General features: G+C 58.2%; 11 protein-coding genes and 1 tRNA gene. 7 read left to right on the forward strand and 5 right to left on the reverse strand.

Going from position 1 to position 16,737, the window contains the following annotated elements; all coding sequences use genetic code 11:
• The first annotated feature begins 83 nt into the window (after positions 1–83).
• The 4 genes from G7068_RS15050 to G7068_RS15065 all read left to right on the forward strand — a co-directional run bounded on the left by G7068_RS15050 (position 84) and on the right by G7068_RS15065 (position 5,340).
• A tRNA-Glu gene (locus G7068_RS15050) sits at positions 84–156 on the forward strand.
• A gap of 262 nt (positions 157–418) precedes the next feature.
• Positions 419–1,711: a S8/S53 family peptidase gene (locus G7068_RS15055; RefSeq protein WP_166292710.1), complete on the forward strand. Its 1,293-nt coding sequence runs from the start codon at positions 419–421 to the stop codon at positions 1,709–1,711.
• Positions 1,698–3,155 carry a S8/S53 family peptidase gene (locus G7068_RS15060; RefSeq protein WP_166292711.1) on the forward strand — a complete coding sequence of 486 codons (1,458 nt, stop codon included), beginning with the start codon at positions 1,698–1,700 and terminating at the stop codon, positions 3,153–3,155. The genes G7068_RS15055 and G7068_RS15060 overlap by 14 nt, the downstream gene beginning before the upstream one ends.
• Positions 3,142–5,340 (forward strand): RCC1 domain-containing protein, encoded by a 2,199-nt coding sequence (locus G7068_RS15065; protein WP_482799930.1) that lies wholly within the window; start codon positions 3,142–3,144, stop codon positions 5,338–5,340. The genes G7068_RS15060 and G7068_RS15065 overlap by 14 nt, the downstream gene beginning before the upstream one ends.
• 114 nt (positions 5,341–5,454) lie before the next feature.
• Here G7068_RS15065 and G7068_RS15070 read toward each other — a convergent pair whose 3' ends face one another.
• From G7068_RS15070 to G7068_RS15090, 5 genes are read right to left on the reverse strand one after another with little or no spacing between them, the layout of a single operon-like run.
• Positions 5,455–6,018 carry a signal peptidase I gene (locus G7068_RS15070; RefSeq protein ID WP_166292713.1) on the reverse strand — a complete coding sequence of 188 codons (564 nt, stop codon included), beginning with the start codon at positions 6,016–6,018 and terminating at the stop codon, positions 5,455–5,457.
• On the reverse strand, positions 6,011–6,769 hold the full coding sequence (locus G7068_RS15075; protein WP_166292714.1) for a hypothetical protein: 759 nt from the start codon (positions 6,767–6,769) through the stop codon (positions 6,011–6,013). The genes G7068_RS15070 and G7068_RS15075 overlap by 8 nt, the downstream gene beginning before the upstream one ends.
• The gene (locus G7068_RS15080) at positions 6,769–8,142 is read right to left on the reverse strand and encodes an RICIN domain-containing protein (RefSeq protein ID WP_166292715.1); all 1,374 of its coding nucleotides are present in this window, start codon (positions 8,140–8,142) and stop codon (positions 6,769–6,771) included. The genes G7068_RS15075 and G7068_RS15080 overlap by 1 nt, the downstream gene beginning before the upstream one ends.
• The gene (locus G7068_RS15085; RefSeq protein ID WP_166292716.1) at positions 8,132–8,737 is read right to left on the reverse strand and encodes a M73 family metallopeptidase; all 606 of its coding nucleotides are present in this window, start codon (positions 8,735–8,737) and stop codon (positions 8,132–8,134) included. The genes G7068_RS15080 and G7068_RS15085 overlap by 11 nt, the downstream gene beginning before the upstream one ends.
• A 31-nt stretch (positions 8,738–8,768) precedes the next feature.
• Positions 8,769–9,365: an alternate-type signal peptide domain-containing protein gene (locus G7068_RS15090; protein WP_166292717.1), complete on the reverse strand. Its 597-nt coding sequence runs from the start codon at positions 9,363–9,365 to the stop codon at positions 8,769–8,771.
• A 311-nt stretch (positions 9,366–9,676) separates the two neighbouring features.
• On the opposite strand from G7068_RS15090, the gene G7068_RS15095 reads away from it, so the two are divergent.
• The 3 genes from G7068_RS15095 (at position 9,677) to G7068_RS15105 (ending at position 16,737) form a co-directional block, all read left to right on the forward strand.
• Entirely contained in the window at positions 9,677–11,887 is a 2,211-nt protein-coding gene (locus G7068_RS15095; protein WP_166292718.1) for a helix-turn-helix domain-containing protein, read from the forward strand.
• A 188-nt stretch (positions 11,888–12,075) separates the two neighbouring features.
• A complete protein-coding gene (locus G7068_RS15100; RefSeq protein ID WP_166292719.1) occupies positions 12,076–14,595 on the forward strand; it encodes a choice-of-anchor A family protein in 2,520 nt (839 codons plus the stop codon).
• A 33-nt stretch (positions 14,596–14,628) separates the two neighbouring features.
• Entirely contained in the window at positions 14,629–16,737 is a 2,109-nt protein-coding gene (locus G7068_RS15105; RefSeq protein WP_166292720.1) for a heavy metal translocating P-type ATPase, read from the forward strand.

Consider the following 16,737-nt stretch of genomic DNA (forward strand, 5'->3'; position numbering starts at 1 on the left):
TTGCGAGATCCTGGATGATGTGCCAAGATAGATGAGTTGCTGCGGCGGCCAGGGGAGAAATCTTCTACGCCACAAAAACATCCGGCCCCATCGTATAGCGGCCTAGTACGCTGCCCTCTCACGGCGGTAACGCGGGTTCGAATCCCGCTGGGGTCACCGGATCGAAAGCCTCACCTTCGGGTGGGGCTTTCGTGTTTTCTGGGGTTGCCTTATGAGTAATCGGGGCTTTTACCTAATTTATCAAGGTGTTCCACTCAAGATAGCCCAGTGCTCTACTCACAGTTCGTTGTTTTGCGAAACCTCCATTTTTCCAGAGAATAAGCTGAGCACCATGAGGCGGTCACGCGTAAATTTCTTGGTGTTTTCGGTCTGTGTAGTGGCGATGCTGATTCAGCCTGGTGTGGCTCTAGGAGACGACGTGGCGCAAGATGCCATTGAGCTATACCCGATGCTTGAAGAGAGGGCTGAGGGGCCAGGGAATTCGGTACCTTTGCCTCGTGGTCCGGTGCAGGACCGAGACTGGAATAACTCGAATGTCTCCGTGAACCTGGGTGGTCGAGTCGAGGGTGGTTATCAGGTAGGTGATGCCGTGTTTGACGGGTCCGGCCAGATCGTGATTGACATTGACGCAGCGTTCCTGTCTGAAAACGAACTTCTTCTTGATAGCGAAGGTAATCAGAAAATCATTGCAGAAGCATGCTTGGGTACCACGACGGGGTTGCCGACTGACTGGGCCAATCTGTGCGCGAGCGCTGGACGGCTATCCTCTGACTTTTCCTACCTGTTTCGGAAACCGGCATGGCTACGAGAAGGAACTGATAGCGCCGCTCTGAGCCGTGAATGTGTAACTAGTGGAGGCAGTTTCTGCCATAGCTTTCATGGCACAGCTACCGCGGGGGCGATCGTGGGAGCACCGGGTATGCGATGGGAACAGGACCTTGGTGGTTCTTCTGGATCATATGTCAGGGTTTCAACTGCCGGGGCGGCGCCGGGGGCCCGCCTGTTTGCCATCAAAGTGGGAGGGGGTAAGACCGGTGAAGGGTACGGGTGGTCTATTCCCTCGGTGATAAATGCGTTGCGTTGGGTTGACTACCTCCTGGAATCGGGGATCGGGACGATGCTGGATGAGGATCAACTGGGCGGAAAGATTGCTGCAGTGACAATAGGCATATCGGGAGCTTCTATTCCAGAGGATGCTTCATGTGACACCTATTTCGGGGCAGAAATCGATGAGGTTGCAGGACGACTGAAGGCCAAAGGCGTGGCGGTCATTATGTCTGCAGGGGTCGATGCTGAAAAGAGCTTGGGGACCTTGAATTGTGGCGAGAATGTGATCACTGTGGGGGCATCAAAAACACTCACCCCTCATGAGCTTGCAAGCTATAGCAATTTCCATCCTTCAACCGTGTTGTATGCACCTGTTGGGGAGGGGGACTATCTTGCGCGCGACGGAGTGCTTTTGCCCTGGGAAGACGGCGGAACTGCATATTTTATGGGGACTTCGTTTTCTGCGGCGCAGGTCGCGGGGGCATTTGCCGTGTTGCGAGAAAAATTTGGCTACGAGCCAACGGTTGATGAGATTTCAGGACTGCTTGCCAAGACCGGTTCGCCAATGACGGGCCCCGCAGGGCTCTCGAAGACCGCACGGAATATTAACATTCAAGCCGCGCTGCAGGGTACCCCGAAGGAGTCGACATATGTTGAGCAGTAAGGAAAAAGCCAAGGTTTCAGCCCTAAGGCTCGAATGGAATCTTCTGGCAAAAATCGTCGTCGCGGTGTGCGCGATAGCGATTCTGGTGCAGCCTGCTGTGGCACTAGGCGTGGAACAAGACGAGGGCTCGACCGAGTTTAACGAAGTTCAAGGTCTCAATGAGCAAGGTGTCCCGTTCCGGGAGGCAAATGCTGGTTTCCGAAGTGCTATCGAACCCACAATTTGGAACAAATCTAACGTTTCAGTGCTATTGGGAGGCGAAGTAGATGGCGGCTACATCGACCGCGATGGGAAAAAGTGGGATGGCTCCGGGCAGGTCGTGATTGATATTGATGGCGCGTTCATGACAGGGAACCCAGTGTTCTTTGACAGAGCAGGAAACTCAAAGTTTGCAGGCGATGCGTGTTTCGGAACGATTGACCCCACAGACGGCAGTGACCCAAACCATTGGGCGAATCTGAAGAACTTGTGCCAGACCGGCAGCCAATTCGACCTCCCATACTTGTACGAATCGGCACACATTAGTGTGCAACCAGGAAGCGCCGCCCCGAGCCTCGATTGTTTATTGCCGCTAGAAGGTGGCGGTTCTGAGCCCTGTCACGCTAGCCACGGTGCAGGAACCGCCGGCGCAATCATCGGACAGGCCGCAACCCGCTCAGAAGGGTCGCATAAGGATCTCGGCATTATGGATGAGGCCGTCGTGTCATCGGTGGGAGCTGCGCCCGGAGCACAGGTCTTCGGCATCAAAGTGGGCGGAGGAATGGGGCCCGAACGTTGGGGGTGGTCGGTGCCATCTTTGATAAATGCTCTTGAATGGGTTGACCGCATGCTCGGTGCCGGAGGAGGGACCAGGCTTAATGAGCATCGCCTCGGAGGAAAAGTGGTCGCGATCACCATGGCGATTAGTGGTTCAGGAACGTTCTCTCAGGAGACTTGCGGAAACTCCTCTCTAGGAAAACGTATCAATGAAGTTGCGGGACGTTTAAAAAAGAAAGGCGTTGCAGTGGTTATGTCCTCAGGGAACGAGGGACTGCCCGTATTACGCCATCTGGACTGCGGCGAGAACATCATCACAGTTGGCGCAACAACGACGATTGTGCCTCACCAAAGAGCGACCTATAGCAACTTTCACCCCTCAACAGTGCTCTATGCGCCAGTTGGTGGGAAAGCAAAAAACGGCACCTGTACCGCTCTAGACGGGGCCAGAGACGCCATACTCCTTGCTTACAAAGATAAAGGATTCCAATACTGGTGCGGTACTTCATTCGCAGCACCTCAGGTTGCAGGTGCGTTCGCTGTACTGCGACAAAAGTTCGGCGATGAACCGACGGTTGACGAGCTAACAGCGCTTCTGGCTAAGACAGGAGCACCTCTGGTTGGACAGGACGCACCACCAGCAGCGAGAGACATCAACGTGAAGGCGGCGCTCAATGGGACTCCATAAGAAGACTTTGACTGGTGACGTTACTGGAAAGAACGAAGTGAGGAGAGGTCAAATAAATGTAGTGCCCAGTCGACGGCTACGCCGACTATTCACGGGAGCTCTCGTGCTGTCAGTTGTCGTTGGTGTCTGCGGCGGAGCTGCAGCTGTTGCTGCGCCGGGCACCGATTCGGGCCTCCAGGTGCGCCCAGCTAGAGGCAGTTCTCTGGGCGGTACAGAAGTGTTGATACAAGTGCCTGTTGGAGTGCATCTTTTGAGTGTTTCTGCGGGAACCGATCACACTCTCGCATTGGGGCCGAACGGCACGCCATACTCTTGGGGGGCGAACAACCATGGGCAGTTGGGCGATGGTACGCGGAATGATCGAACTTTGCCTGACATAGTTGCAACGCCCGAGGGCGTCACGTATTCGAAGGTCTCTGCGGGGTCAATGTCAACGGCGTTGGCAACTGACGGGACTGCCTACGAATGGGGCCAAATATGGTGCGACGCGTCCTGGCCAGTTGACGGGATACCCACCGCTGTTGAGTCTCCTACTGGCGTGGCAATTGCTCAGATCGACGCCGGTTCGAGGCATGTTGTCGCCTTGAATTCTGACGGTGAAGGATACTTCTGGGGAAATGAATACCAGCCTTCGAACGCTTGGGGTGCCGGTGGGATATCCTGCAATCGCTCATTGGAAGCTTTGCGTATGCCTGCTGAGAAAACTTTTGTGAGTGTTGCTGCAGGTAACAATCACTCGCTCGGCCTTACGAGCGAGGGTAACGCATATGCTTGGGGGCTTAATCGTGGCGCGTTGGGGACGGGGGATCAGATTGATCGTTTGTCTCCGAGTGCTGTGCTGATGCCAGAAGGAATAAAGTTTGCGAGCATTGCTGCGGGAGGCGGATCGCATTCCCTCGCGTTGTCGGATGATGGTGATGTGTACGGTTGGGGAAGTAACTCTTACGGACAACTGGGTGACGGATCCTTAGAGCGGCGTCTTCTACCTACCCGAGTAATGATGCCGGAAAGCGTAAAGTTCGTGAGTATTGCGGCTGGAGGGGACCAGTCCTTCGCCCTTACTGAGGCAGGGGAACTCTATTCTTGGGGCCTGAACGATCAAGGGCAGCTCGGTGACGGTACGCAAGTTAACCGCCTCGTGCCGACCAAAGTTGAGCTTCCTGCGGGGGTGAAATTTAAGAGCCTGTCAGCGTCCTTGTCTGCGCACGCTGTAGCCCTCACTGAGGAAGGGATTGCATATGCTTGGGGGGCAAATGACTCGGGTCAGTTAGGCGATGGCACCACGACCGATCGGTGGTCACCAACCTTGGTTGCGGGATGGACGCCGACCTCGGTGCTGTTTGATGGTGAGGCTGGGACGATCGTAAGAAGTGAGATCTCTGCAGGCATCGCGAGAGTGACCGTAAAAACTCCAGCGCATGATGCCGGTGCGGTGGATATAACTGTAACTGGCGAAAGGCCTAACGGTGAGCCAGTAGATCCTGTGCTCATTTCTGGGGGATTCATTTATAACAAGGTCCCCGTCGACCCTGGCTCAGAGAATCCGGACCCTGGAAAACCAGGTATACCGCCCACAAATGAGAGTTGCAAACTACCGCGGAAAGATAGTGTTTTTGCAGACGCTCCGCTGAGCCATAAGTTCTATAGGGAGATTGATTGGATGGAGTGCAAGAAGTACTCCACCGGCTGGCGGCAACCCGCGGGCAAGCCCCTGTACAAGCCAGCCGATAGTCTTGAACGTCAGGCCATGGCGGCATTTATCTTCCGTATGGAGGCACCGAAGGGTTACAAAGCACCGAATGTGTCTCCATTCGCTGACGTGAAGCCTGGTGATTCCTACTACAAGGAAATCTCGTGGATGTACGAGGCGAAATTATCGACCGGGTATCGGGAAGTGAGCGGGAAGCCGACGTTCCGTGCCCACGATTCCCTTTCTCGTGAGGCGATGGCAGCGTTTATCTACCGGTTGGAGGCGAAGGCTTCAAAGAGCTTCGATGCGCCGAAGAAGGACTCGTTCACGGATGTGTCTGTGAGACAGAAGTTTCGCACGGAGATTGAGTGGATGAAGAAGTCGGGGTTATCGACTGGGTACCGTGACGGATCGTATCGGCCGAAGGATGCGTTATCGCGTGAGGCGATGGCAGCCTTTATTTACCGGCTAGAAACCGGTTTTCGCAAGAAATAACGAGAGTCGCAGGGCCACCTGACATGAGTGCTGTCGTCAGGTGGCCCTGAGAGTTTAGTAAGTCGAGTAGTTCAAGATGAGTGAATGTATGGGGGTGTACTTCTGGGCCAGGATCTACCTGCCCATTTTGCGCCGCTCACGCACGCTCAAGATCAGCATCCAGGCTGCGTATAGCAGCAGACCGGCGACGACAAGCGTGACGATGGCGGTGCGAGTCTCGCCAGCAAAAAGAGTTGTCACCCAGCCAATGTAGGGAATCGCGTACCTCACGGTGCCGCGCACCTGCGTTTCGATGATTGGATCCACGTCGGGCGCCGGGTTCGCATCGCCCTTCGTGATGAGCACTCCGGTGCCGTCTGCGAGCTTCTGCTGCTGCGTTACTCGGTGAGTAATGAGGGTGGGTTCGCCACTGCGCAGCTGATACGTCACGATCATCCCGGGCTCGATTTCGCTGAACCTGATCGGGTGCACCACAATCATGGTGCCCGGAGGCACTGCTGGCTCCATCGAAGAGGTCTTCACGGTGAGCGCTGTCGAGCCAGTGAAAAACGGAATCGCCACTGTGGCAAAGATCACTCCCACAAATAGAACCGTGAGCCCGGCCATCACCCCCGTACCCAGGGCACTGAGAAATGCGGATACTCCTCTGCGTTGCGGACGAACCCGCACCTCACTCACCGGGGTCCTCCGAGGCGTCCAATCGTTGTATCCATGAGCGCAAGCCAACGAAGACACCGCCACACACCGCTATTCCGCCCAGCGCCGCCAGCAGAAGTAGGGACTGGGCGCCGGTGAGGGTAAGTGATCCGGGCGGCTGCGGCGTTGGAGCCTCGGGTCTGCCCTTCGGCTCAAAACACGCGCCGCCGGCGACAGAGGTATCGGGGACTGTCCGCTCTTCCAGCACACCCCGCACCGAAAAATGTCCGGAGGCACCGGTCGCCTGGCGCTCTCTGAGGCTTGAAGCGATGGTGAGCTCAAAGTCGAGGCGTTTACCCTCACCCGGCTCGAGTGTGATCCCGTTTGCGAGCACCGTGCAGCTTCCGTTGGCAATACTGTGATCGAATGACAGCCGCTCGCCCAGAACCGTGCCCTGCTGGGACACCGTCAGTGTGAGTCCCGCAGCAAGCTCGGGGGAGTCGCTGTCAGGCTGGGTCACGTCAATGCGCAGTCGGGTCGCAAAAGGTGCATCATTTCGCACCCACACGGAGTCGCCGAGATGGTCACCGGGCACCAGCCTCATTGTTTCCTCGAACATGGACAGCGATCTTCCGGGGGCGTAATTGATGCCGTCGGTGGATACCATCAGTCCGTCGACTGAGGCGAGGGCTGCTGGTGGGGTGGCCAATACGATGCACGAGGCAACAACCAGGGCTGTTGCGATCCCGAACCCGCGCTCCACCCTGTCGCGGAATCGAACGCTGCCCGCCATTACCCGAACCCTCCGGTGGGGGTGAGCGTGCTGCCGTCGCGTACTAGCTTGATACTGTCCCACAACACTTGCCCCTCAGAATCAATGATCCGGTAGCTGCTTTCACCCGGTGGGAACGCGTTAATTTTGGCAAGTGGAATGGGAATGTACGTGTCTCCATTGATTGCGAAGCTGACCGATTCCCACGAACTGCCGGTCCAACGCTCAAGGTATCTTGTGGCCGGGAGTTGCGCGTCTGAAAACCCGATTCGGTACGGACTCACCCCTTGAATGTGTACTTCGGTAAAGGTGAGCGGCTCTCTAATGAGGACGACCCGTGCTTGGGGGGCGTCACACGACACGGTGTACACATCATCGTTGGTGTTGACCGAGGCGACACCGAGGCAGAGCCCGGAGACCGCGTTCACAAACTTGAAGGTAGACGGAACCGTTGTTTTGTCTTCGTGCACCCGCCACTGCTGGGAGGCGGTGATGGCCGCCGTCGGTGTTTTTAGGCTCAGCCAGCCATCATAGTCTTCGAACACCCGGGCTCTTGGCACGTTGCGGGAGCGAATCGTGACGAAGGACTGATCCTGGCCATTCACGGGCACAAATTCCCAGCGACGATCTGCCCTGTGCGCACAGGCGTAGGAGCGAAGTGGCAAGTTGTAGAGGGTGCTCTGATTCCAAGAGGCCCCCAGGCAAACGAAACTATTGATCGAGCTATGCACTTCGAACCAGCGTGACAGCGTCGGGTCGTAGAAGTTTGGTGTGGGCGGAAAAATGCCTATTGTCTGCTGCAGATTCGTCGAGGGTGGGGTGGTTGATAGCCATCCCTTCGCCGTGAGAGTCACGGTCATCTCAGAGGTGAACGACTGGGCACCACTAGGGGAAGCGATGTCTGCCGGGTCGGAGGCGAAAGATCGCAAACAATAACTGGCTTCCTCGCCCGCAGCGATGGAGCGGGCAATGGAGGGCGGCGCGGCCCAAGTGCCGGTGAACGCCACACCGGGCACCTGCGCGTTGTTGGTGCAATTCTGCGAGGCCGCCGTCTCCCAGATCGTGATCTTGAGTGCGGCCGCGAGCTCACCCGTTGCGGCGATGTTCACCGCTGACTGCCCGGCAATGTCGCCCGTGTTTTTGATCGTAAACGATCCAGTGTGGCTGTAGCCGCTGGGGGTGTAGTCGGCTGAAAGATCTGAAAACCCCTTCTCGACGACCCGGACCCTTTCGGTGTGCAGTGAAGCATTCGCCGTCACCTGGGTCGACCAGTAGGCCCAGGCCGTGCCGCCACTGATGAGGAGTAGGAGCGTGACGAAACCGGTGATCGTGGGCACGCGGCTGCGGGCGATCCAAGAACCGCCTTGTAGTTGTTTGTGCTGATCAGCTGCCACCTTGATCTCCAGTGATAGTGAGGGCGAACGAGATTTCCTGCCCGCTTGCCGTCTCCGGGGGATTCGGCGTGATGCCAAGTTCGAAACAGAACCACTGGGTCGAAGCGGCCGGGAGCGTGAAGAAATCGGGTGGGGTGGCAAAACCCCTGAGTGACGCATTGGGGGCCGTTGAACCGACAACGCAGCTCGCTTTATTAGCGACCGGGGTGAGCCGGGCCGTGGTGTGGTCGAGAAGCGTTGGCGCCGAATTGGTGGTCGCGACCGCGGTCAGCTTGGCCGGGGTGTCGCCGCTGTTGGTTACCGAAAAAGGTCGTGCGGCGGGTGAGAGCGGCGATGCAGTGAACGGGTCGAGAACTGTGGAGCCGGCGCCGTCTATCAACAGCTCAAAACTGCCCGAGCGCAGAGTGGCCCCCGGTGCTGTAGTTCTTGCGTTGAGCCAGGCGTAGGTGCCGCCCGCCATGCTTACCGCGAGCGCCGCGGCGACACCGGTCGACAGCGTAGAGATGGCCAGAGTGCGCGTGCGGGAAAAACGCGGCTCATTGCGGATCCGCAAGCCGTGTTGCCCGCGTGGACTGCACCGTGATTGGTGCGACACCCTGGTCACCTCCTCGATTCTCTGCGCGAGCCTAGACCGAGGCGTCTTCCTGGGTGACCGTAATGGCGAAGTTCGCGAGGTTCACCTGCCCGGTCCGTGCGGCGTTGTCATCCGTTGGCTGCCCGGTAAAGGGCCAGGTGATAGTGGCCTTGATCGTCGTGACGTAGTTCGATGCGCCATTGTTTTTGTGGTCGAACGTGTCTGTCGTTCCGGGAACGCTGGTCGCTCCGACCACGGTGAAAGTGGTCGCACTGGTGAGGCGAGCTGCCAGGGCGGTGTCTGCTGCGGTGGGAGTGGTCGGCGCGGCGATAGATCCGCCCGCGAGCCCCACCTTGAACCTGAGATTTTGCCCCTGAGCGGTAATGGTCGCCGGCATGGAATACGTGAGCTTGTCACCCGGTACTAGCCTGACCGCGGTGATGTCAGTCACCTCAGAATCGGTGCCACTCGTATGCCGAATCGTCCAGGTGGGTGCAGAGGTTGCGGTGAGCTTGAGATCACCGGCGGTAATCGCATTCTGGCCGCTGATGTTTGCGGTGTCGTTCCAGAACGCGAGCGTGCCCGCAGAGCCGACGAGCAGAACCGCGGCCGCAGCGGTGGCAACCGCAGCTTTTGTTGTTTTTTTCATGGTTTCTCCCTGAAATTGACACTGAGTAGCATTGCTCCGATGCTAGATTGCTGGCCGAAGGAGGAACATGCCTACTCTCGGGCAGCTTTCGAAGGTTGCCTAAACTGCCCGTGGATTCCAAGCGTGGATATGTATGATTTCTCAGCGACCCCCTCGATCCTGGTGTGCCGGAAAAGCTCCCCAAGCCTGGTTTTAAAGCTTTCCATTTGCGATCAATGGATGATGTTTTTCTGAGTAATTTGCTGAGAATAAAAGTGGGAGTAAGATTCGCTAGCGAGGCATGATTTCAAGTCTTAAATGGTGAGGAAGCTATGGAGTCTGAGAATGAGGCAGAACTCGGTCCACTACTGCGCGGGTTTCGCCATCGAAGTGGGCTCACGCTTGAGGCGCTAGCAGCTCAATCCGGTGTTTCGCTTCGCACGATAAGTGATATCGAGCGCGGCGTCCGGCGAACCCCGCATCGATACACGCTCAACACTCTCGCCGCCGCGCTTAACCTTTCGCCTCAGGACGCTGAGACGCTGTATTCGTTGGTAAGTCGGGTGCGATCCCTCCCGCGGGCACAGGCAACCGGTCCCTTTGTGCTTCCGCGCATGGTCCCGGATTTCACCGGGCGGAACGCCGAACTTCAGCGAGCGATGCAGATGCTCGTATCGAATCGTTCGCCAATTATTACGGTCACCGGCCCGGTCGGTTTTGGGACAACAACGTTTGCCGTTGCGCTTGCCCGTGCAGCCGAGGAAGACTTCGAAATGACGGTCTTCTTGCCGATGGTGGGTTCAGAAAACAACGCCCCGATTCACCCAGAAGAGGCCGCCAGAAACCTTGTGCGGGCGATTACGCCGTCAGCTAAGCCTGTCCCCGACAGCGATGTGGTTGCACAGTTTCAAGAATCACTGATCGGCCGACGCATTTTGATCGTTTGTGATGACGTCGAAAGTGAATCGCAGATTCGACCCCTGCTTCCGGCGCACGGGGAATCGGCGATGATTCTCACAAGCTGGCTCCCACTAGCGGGCCTTGACGGAGTGTTCCGGTTGCCGCTGGAGCCTCTCGAGGTCGAGGATTCGGTGCGGCTGCTTGAGAGCATCATCCCGGAGCAGCAACGCACTCCTCAAGACACGCTTGAACTTGCGCACTTTTGCAAGAACGTACCCCTCGGGCTTCGGATATCAGGAAATCAGGTTGCCTCAAATCCTGGCCTGACCGCGGGCGGAGTTTTCAAGAGGCTTGACTCTCACACAAATCGCAGCCTGGGAGCTTTTAGCGCGGGGGATCGGAGCTTGCTCGCTGTGTTTGAAGCTTCATACGAGCGCCTTCGTCAGGATCAGCAGACGGTCTTTCGGCGACTTTGCCTGACTGACGGGAACTTCGCCACGACAGAATTGTTAGCGGTGCTCGCCGGCGTGAGCGAGCTGAAAACTCAGGCGATAGTTCAAGAACTTGGTGAGCTGTCGATCGTTGAATTTGATGGCAGCGGAAGAGTCCGCTTGCACGGGTTCGTTGACGTTTTCGCGCGCATGCAAATAAACGCAGACGCGGATGCGGCGGCTGCGAGGCAACGAGCCGACGAGTACCTGATCTCGGGGGTTGCCTCGGCGGTCTGGTGGTTTCGGGATCTCTCCGCCCGGCCCGCACCAGAGCTGAGCTCGGAAGTGAGGCCCCTGGTGTCTTTCGAGGAGGCCACAGAATGGTTATTTGCCGAAGGAGAGAACTGGCCGGTAGCCCTGCAAAGGGCTCAGGCTGCCGGAAAGCATGAACTCATTTTGTCCCTCGTGCGTTATCTGCACTGGTTTGCTCAGCTGTGGCCACAGGAGCTTGGGTGGCTTGAACTGTGGGATCTCGCGCTGGAGTCAGCTGAGGCTACTGGCGATGCGGCGCAACTGGTGCGGTTCCAGGAAGAGATTGCCTGGTTCTCGCTCAAGTTTCGACGCGACGTGCCTCGGGCATTGCTGGCGCTGGAAGGTGCTGAGCAGGCTGCCCTGAAACTGGGCAATCCTCGACATACTGTGCAGAACCTGCTTTTGCGAGCGCAAGCAGACCTTGAGGTGGGGGAGTTTGAGGATGGGTTGCGGCGCTGCGATGAGGCGGTTCGTGTGATTGAACGTGAGGCAGAAACGATCCCGGGGCTTCTGCTGCACTCCCTCATGATTCAAGCTGAGCTGCTTGTGAAGCTTGGGCGCCATGAGCAGGCGATGCAAAAAGTGCTCGAATCGCGTGACATGACCCTCGAGCTCTATGATTCTGTTCCTCGTATCCCCGAGTTTTTCCTGGCCAACCTGGCGAGAATTACCGCTGAATCATTTCGCCTGAGGGGAGACCTCGAAACCTGCATCTCGGTGAGTACGGATGCTCTCGAATGGAAATCCCGTTTGCAGGGACACCCCGTCTTGATTGAAATTCTTATGGGGCGCGGATCGGCCTATCGCGACCTCGGAGATGACGAGTCCGCAGCGCGTGACTTCCTCGAAATCGAGAGTGTGTTCGCGAATCGCCAGACATACCCTGAGCTTTCCGCGTAGTTGACCCCGAACATGCAGTTTGGAGGCAGTATTTAGGCCACGTTCTCATTCTGGCCTGGTGTGCCCTTTCTGCTTGCTGAAGTGTGAGTATCAGCAATGGATCGGAGGGTCGGTCCGGGCTGGTGACCGCCGATGTGAACGTTTTTCGGGCCTCAGCTGGGCGATCCCGAAATGAACAGGATACGCACATGAGGGGCAAAAGCTATCGCGGTATCGGGCGGAGGATCGCCGCTACGGTTCTGGTCGCGGGTTTGGGGATCGCGCTACTGCCGGGCATCACTCCTGCGGGCGCAGTAGATCCAGATAACTTCCTACCGGGGCCGTGCGAAGGACCGCTTTGCCCAAGTGGTGATTTTCCACCGACCTCGGATGCCTCGGAAGACCAGGGTTACCGAGATGAGGCGGTGAACATCTTCGCCGGGGGAAACATTGAGGTGTCTGGGGCCGCGGCAGAGATGGAAGGCAAGATTGTCACGCTCGGAGATTTTACCCAGAACAAGGGGCCAGAGGTTGGGTACCGAGGGTACAACGTTGGCCGGGTGGGTAAAGGGTCTCAAGTGCAGCCACCGAGCGGTTCTGACTTCCTGACGGTGGGCGGAAAATTCTCTCTCGCCGCTGGCAACACGATCTGGAGTTCCCCCGGGGTTATTCGGTATGCCGAGGCGGGTGACATCCAGGGAAACGTGGACTCGCCGTGGGTTAGGGATCCCGAAGCCGCCGCTGCCTACCGAGGCGTTGTGCCGGGGCTGACCGCGCGAAGTCTCTGCCTTGCGACACAACCGGTCACGGGCACGGCTCAGATTGCCGCTGGTGTCGTGCGTTTCGCTGGTGACGGTGCGTCGATGAGGCAGGTGTTTGAAGTGAAGGGATCGATCCCGGAGTCAGGCAGCAGTCCTCTCAACGGAGTGCAATTCACGGGAGTCCCAGACGGGGCAACGGTAATCGTGAACATGACCGGTGTCTCGCCGCAGATCATCACGAATGGCGGCTCAGTTGATGATTCTTCCCAGTGGAACAAGATGCGAAGTCGGCTGCTTTGGAATTTTCCGAATGCAACTTCGGTGGCGCTTCGCGGCTTCCAGCAGTTCCAGGGGAGTGTGCTCATCGGTAACCCGGGGAGCACGACTCAGGTCTCTGTTCCAGGTCTCGCCGGGCGATTTTTTACCGCTGGTAGCATTCGTCACGTTTCTGAACCCGGGTTTGGCGGTGCGGGCGGTGAATTCCACAGTTACCCGTTCCTGGGGTCCCTCCCTGATTGTTCGGGGGGCGTGAACCCTATTCCACCCGAAACCAACATTTCGATCCAGAAAACCTGGGTCGTCAACGGGCAAAGCTACGCGGATGGAGAGCAGCCATACGGGTTAAGTGCGGTGCCTCAGCTCGACGGAACGTCGGTTACCTGGGGGACGAAGCAGGCAGGAAAGACCGCGGGAAACAGCGTGGTGGTCGGCGAAACGATGGCTGGTGAGATGCCGGCTCTGTGTACGCTCGATTCCTCCCGATTGACGGTGGAGAACGGCACGGAAGTGGACAAGCCGATTCCGCACACGATGGTTCTCGCAGAGGGGGACAACAGCGTCACCATCACGAACACCGTGAGTTGTAGATCGCGAATCAACCTGGTGAAACAGGTGGTTGGTGGAAAGCGAACTCCGTCGGAGTGGAAACTTGTAGTGACACCAAAAGCGAACATTCTGGCGGGAGACAAGGCGCAGACGGTGGTTGGCTCCGACCAGGGAGTGTCCGTCGAGGTGAATCCGGGGACCACCTACGAATTGAGCGAAACGGGGCCGCTGACCGATTACCATTTGAGCTCTCTCCGCTGCAATGTTGGGGATAGTGGAGCGTACATCGACGTCACGGAGGTGACGCCCGGTGCCCGCGATAACATCACTTGCATTTTTGTGAACAGCGTGAACGATCCAGCGATCCCGCCGCTGAAGACGATTGATTCGAAGCTCACCCTGGTTAAGGTCGTCGACAACGGTAAGACCCAAAAGCGGTACGGGCCAACCGACTGGACACTTCACGCGGTCGGCAGCTTCGATCATGTCTCAGGAACCTCTGGCTCCGATGAGGCGTCTGAAGTGCCGGTGAACGAGGGGACCTACCAGCTGTCGGAGGAGGGCCCCCGTGGATACACTGCCTCTCCCTGGGTGTGTAAGGGCGCAAGATCGTCGACCGCGACGAGCGTGACAGTGGGTAAGGGCGATCACGCGGTTTGTACGGTAACCAACACCGCGGAACCAGACGACAATCGTTCGGTTCTGCCGAAACTCACGCTCATAAAAAAGGTTGACAACGGAACGAGTCGGGCAATCAGAACACCTCAGGATTGGACCCTGCACGCTGCAGGGCCCCAAAGTCTTGAGGGGGTTTCTGCAGACCGTTCGGTGACCGAGGTTGAGGTGAAAGCCGGAACCTACAAGCTTTCAGAAACGGGACCTCGCGGCTACAAGGCCTCAGACTGGAAGTGTGAGGGCGCAACGAAATCGACCGCTACGAGCGTGACCGTTGCTGCCGGAGATCACGCGGTCTGCACGGTAACGAACACGGTGGTATCTACCGAGACGGGTTCAAAGGGTCCGAAGTCTCAGAGTGGTCCTTTGGCTAGAACGGGCTCGGGGCTTCTCATCTCGGCCGCGCTGATCGGGATCGGGCTGACGGCCGCGGGAGTGTTGATTGTCAGAGGTCGTCGATCGGCCTAGAAAGGATACCCCCAGGGGGTATAGAATTGGGTTATGTCAAATCTAGAAGATCACACAGTGCATCACGCATCAGGTCATCGGGTCGAGGCAGGGCATTCCGGCGATTCGGAGCACTCGGAACATTCTGGGCACTCCGAGCACTCCGAGCACTCTGGCCACTCCGGCCACGGTGACCATGTCGGGCAGTTTCGGCGATTGTTTTGGCTCAATCTGATTCTCGCGGTTCCGGTGGTGGCGTTTTCGCCCATGTTCGCAATGATTTTGGGCTACGACGTTCCCGCTTGGGCGCGATTTGTCGCACCAGTTCTGGGCACCGTTATGTATGTGTGGGGCGGCCGCCCGTTTCTCTCCGGTGCTGTCAGTGAGGTGAGGTCTGGCAAACCCGGCATGATGTTGCTGATTGGCCTCGCGATTACGGTTGCGCTGCTTGCCTCTTGGGGCGCAACGCTCGGATTGCTGCACCACGAACTGGAGTTCTGGTGGGAGCTGGCCCTTCTGATCGTCATCATGCTGCTCGGTCACTGGGTAGAAATGCGCTCCCTCGCCCAAACTACTTCGGCTCTTGACTCGCTCGCGGCGCTGCTGCCTGATGAGGCTGAACGAGTTGAGGGTGACTCACTGGTGAAAGTTGCGCCCAGCGAACTGAACGTTGGCGACACAGTGCTCGTGCGACCCGGCGGCAGTGTCCCCGCAGACGGCAAAATCGTTGAGGGCAGAGCCGCCATGGATGAATCGATGATTACGGGTGAATCTCGGCCTGTCACCAGAGAGACTGGGGACCTCGTTACCTCGGGCACCGTCGCAACCGATTCAAGCTTGCGTATAGAAATCACAGCGACCGGTGCTGACACTGCCCTGGCCGGCATTCAACGTCTCGTTTCCGAGGCGCAGAACTCATCGTCTCGTGCGCAGCGGATCGCCGATCGTGCCGCGGGACTCCTGTTTTGGTTCGCGCTGATCGCTGCGGCTGTCACGGCGGCCGTCTGGGGGATCCTTGGCAACGTCGACGCCGCAGTGGTGCGCAGCATTACGGTACTGGTCATTGCCTGTCCTCATGCCCTGGGGCTGGCGATCCCACTTGTGGTGTCAATCGCCACTGAGCGCGCGGCGCGCGGTGGAGTATTGGTGAAGGATCGCCTCGCTCTCGAGAGTATGCGCACCGCAAACGTCGTCCTGTTCGACAAAACTGGCACCCTCACCCGGGGCGAGCCGACGATCACCGGTATTCAGACAGCGGGTGACCTGAACGCTGACGAGGTGCTCGCGCTTGCTGCCGCCGCAGAACTTGAGAGCGAGCACCCGCTCGCGAAGGCGATCGTGCGTGCCGCACACGAGAAGGGTCTCCGCCCGGGGAAGGCCTCGGCTTTTACCGCGACGCCAGCTGTCGGTATCACCGCAATGGTGGACGGCCACGAGGTTCGTGTGGGCGGCCCGAGGCTGCTCGAAGAACTCGGTGCGCACGAGCTCGACCGTGCGGCGCAATGGCGCGAAGAGGGGGCAATCATTTTGCACGTGGCCCAAGACGCCACTGTTGTCGGCAGCCTCAAACTCGCTGATGAGGTTCGACCTGAGTCCCGCGAAGCGGTCGATGCGCTCCACAAGCTTGGCATCGAGGTTGTCATGATCACGGGGGATGCCGAGGCCGTCGCGCAGTCAGTCGGCGCCGAGCTTCGCATCGACAGAGTGTTTGCGGGGGTTCGCCCCGAAGATAAGTCCGCGAAGGTCGAGGAGCTTCAGCGTGAGGGCAAGCGGGTCGCCATGGTGGGCGACGGGGTGAACGATGCGCCGGCGCTCGCGAAAGCCGAGGTGGGGATCGCGATCGGTGCGGGAACAGACGTCGCGATAGCCTCTGCCGGAGTGATTCTCGCGAGCTCGGATCCGCGATCGGTTCTCTCGGTTATTGCGCTGTCGCGAGCGGCATACCGCAAGATGAAGCAGAACCTGTGGTGGGCCGCCGGCTACAACCTCGTTTCGGTGCCGCTCGCAGCCGGGGTGCTGGCACCCTGGGGGTTTGTGTTGCCGATGTCGGTGGGCGCGGTGCTGATGTCACTCTCGACAATCGTCGTCGCGCTGAATGCGCAGTTGCTGCGTCGCATCGACCTTGCACCAGAGACGAGTGCCCGGGCGATCCTGGATCAGTAA

It is taken from the genome of Leucobacter viscericola, from assembly GCF_011299575.1.
Classification (GTDB): Bacteria; Actinomycetota; Actinomycetes; order Actinomycetales; family Microbacteriaceae; genus Leucobacter; species Leucobacter viscericola.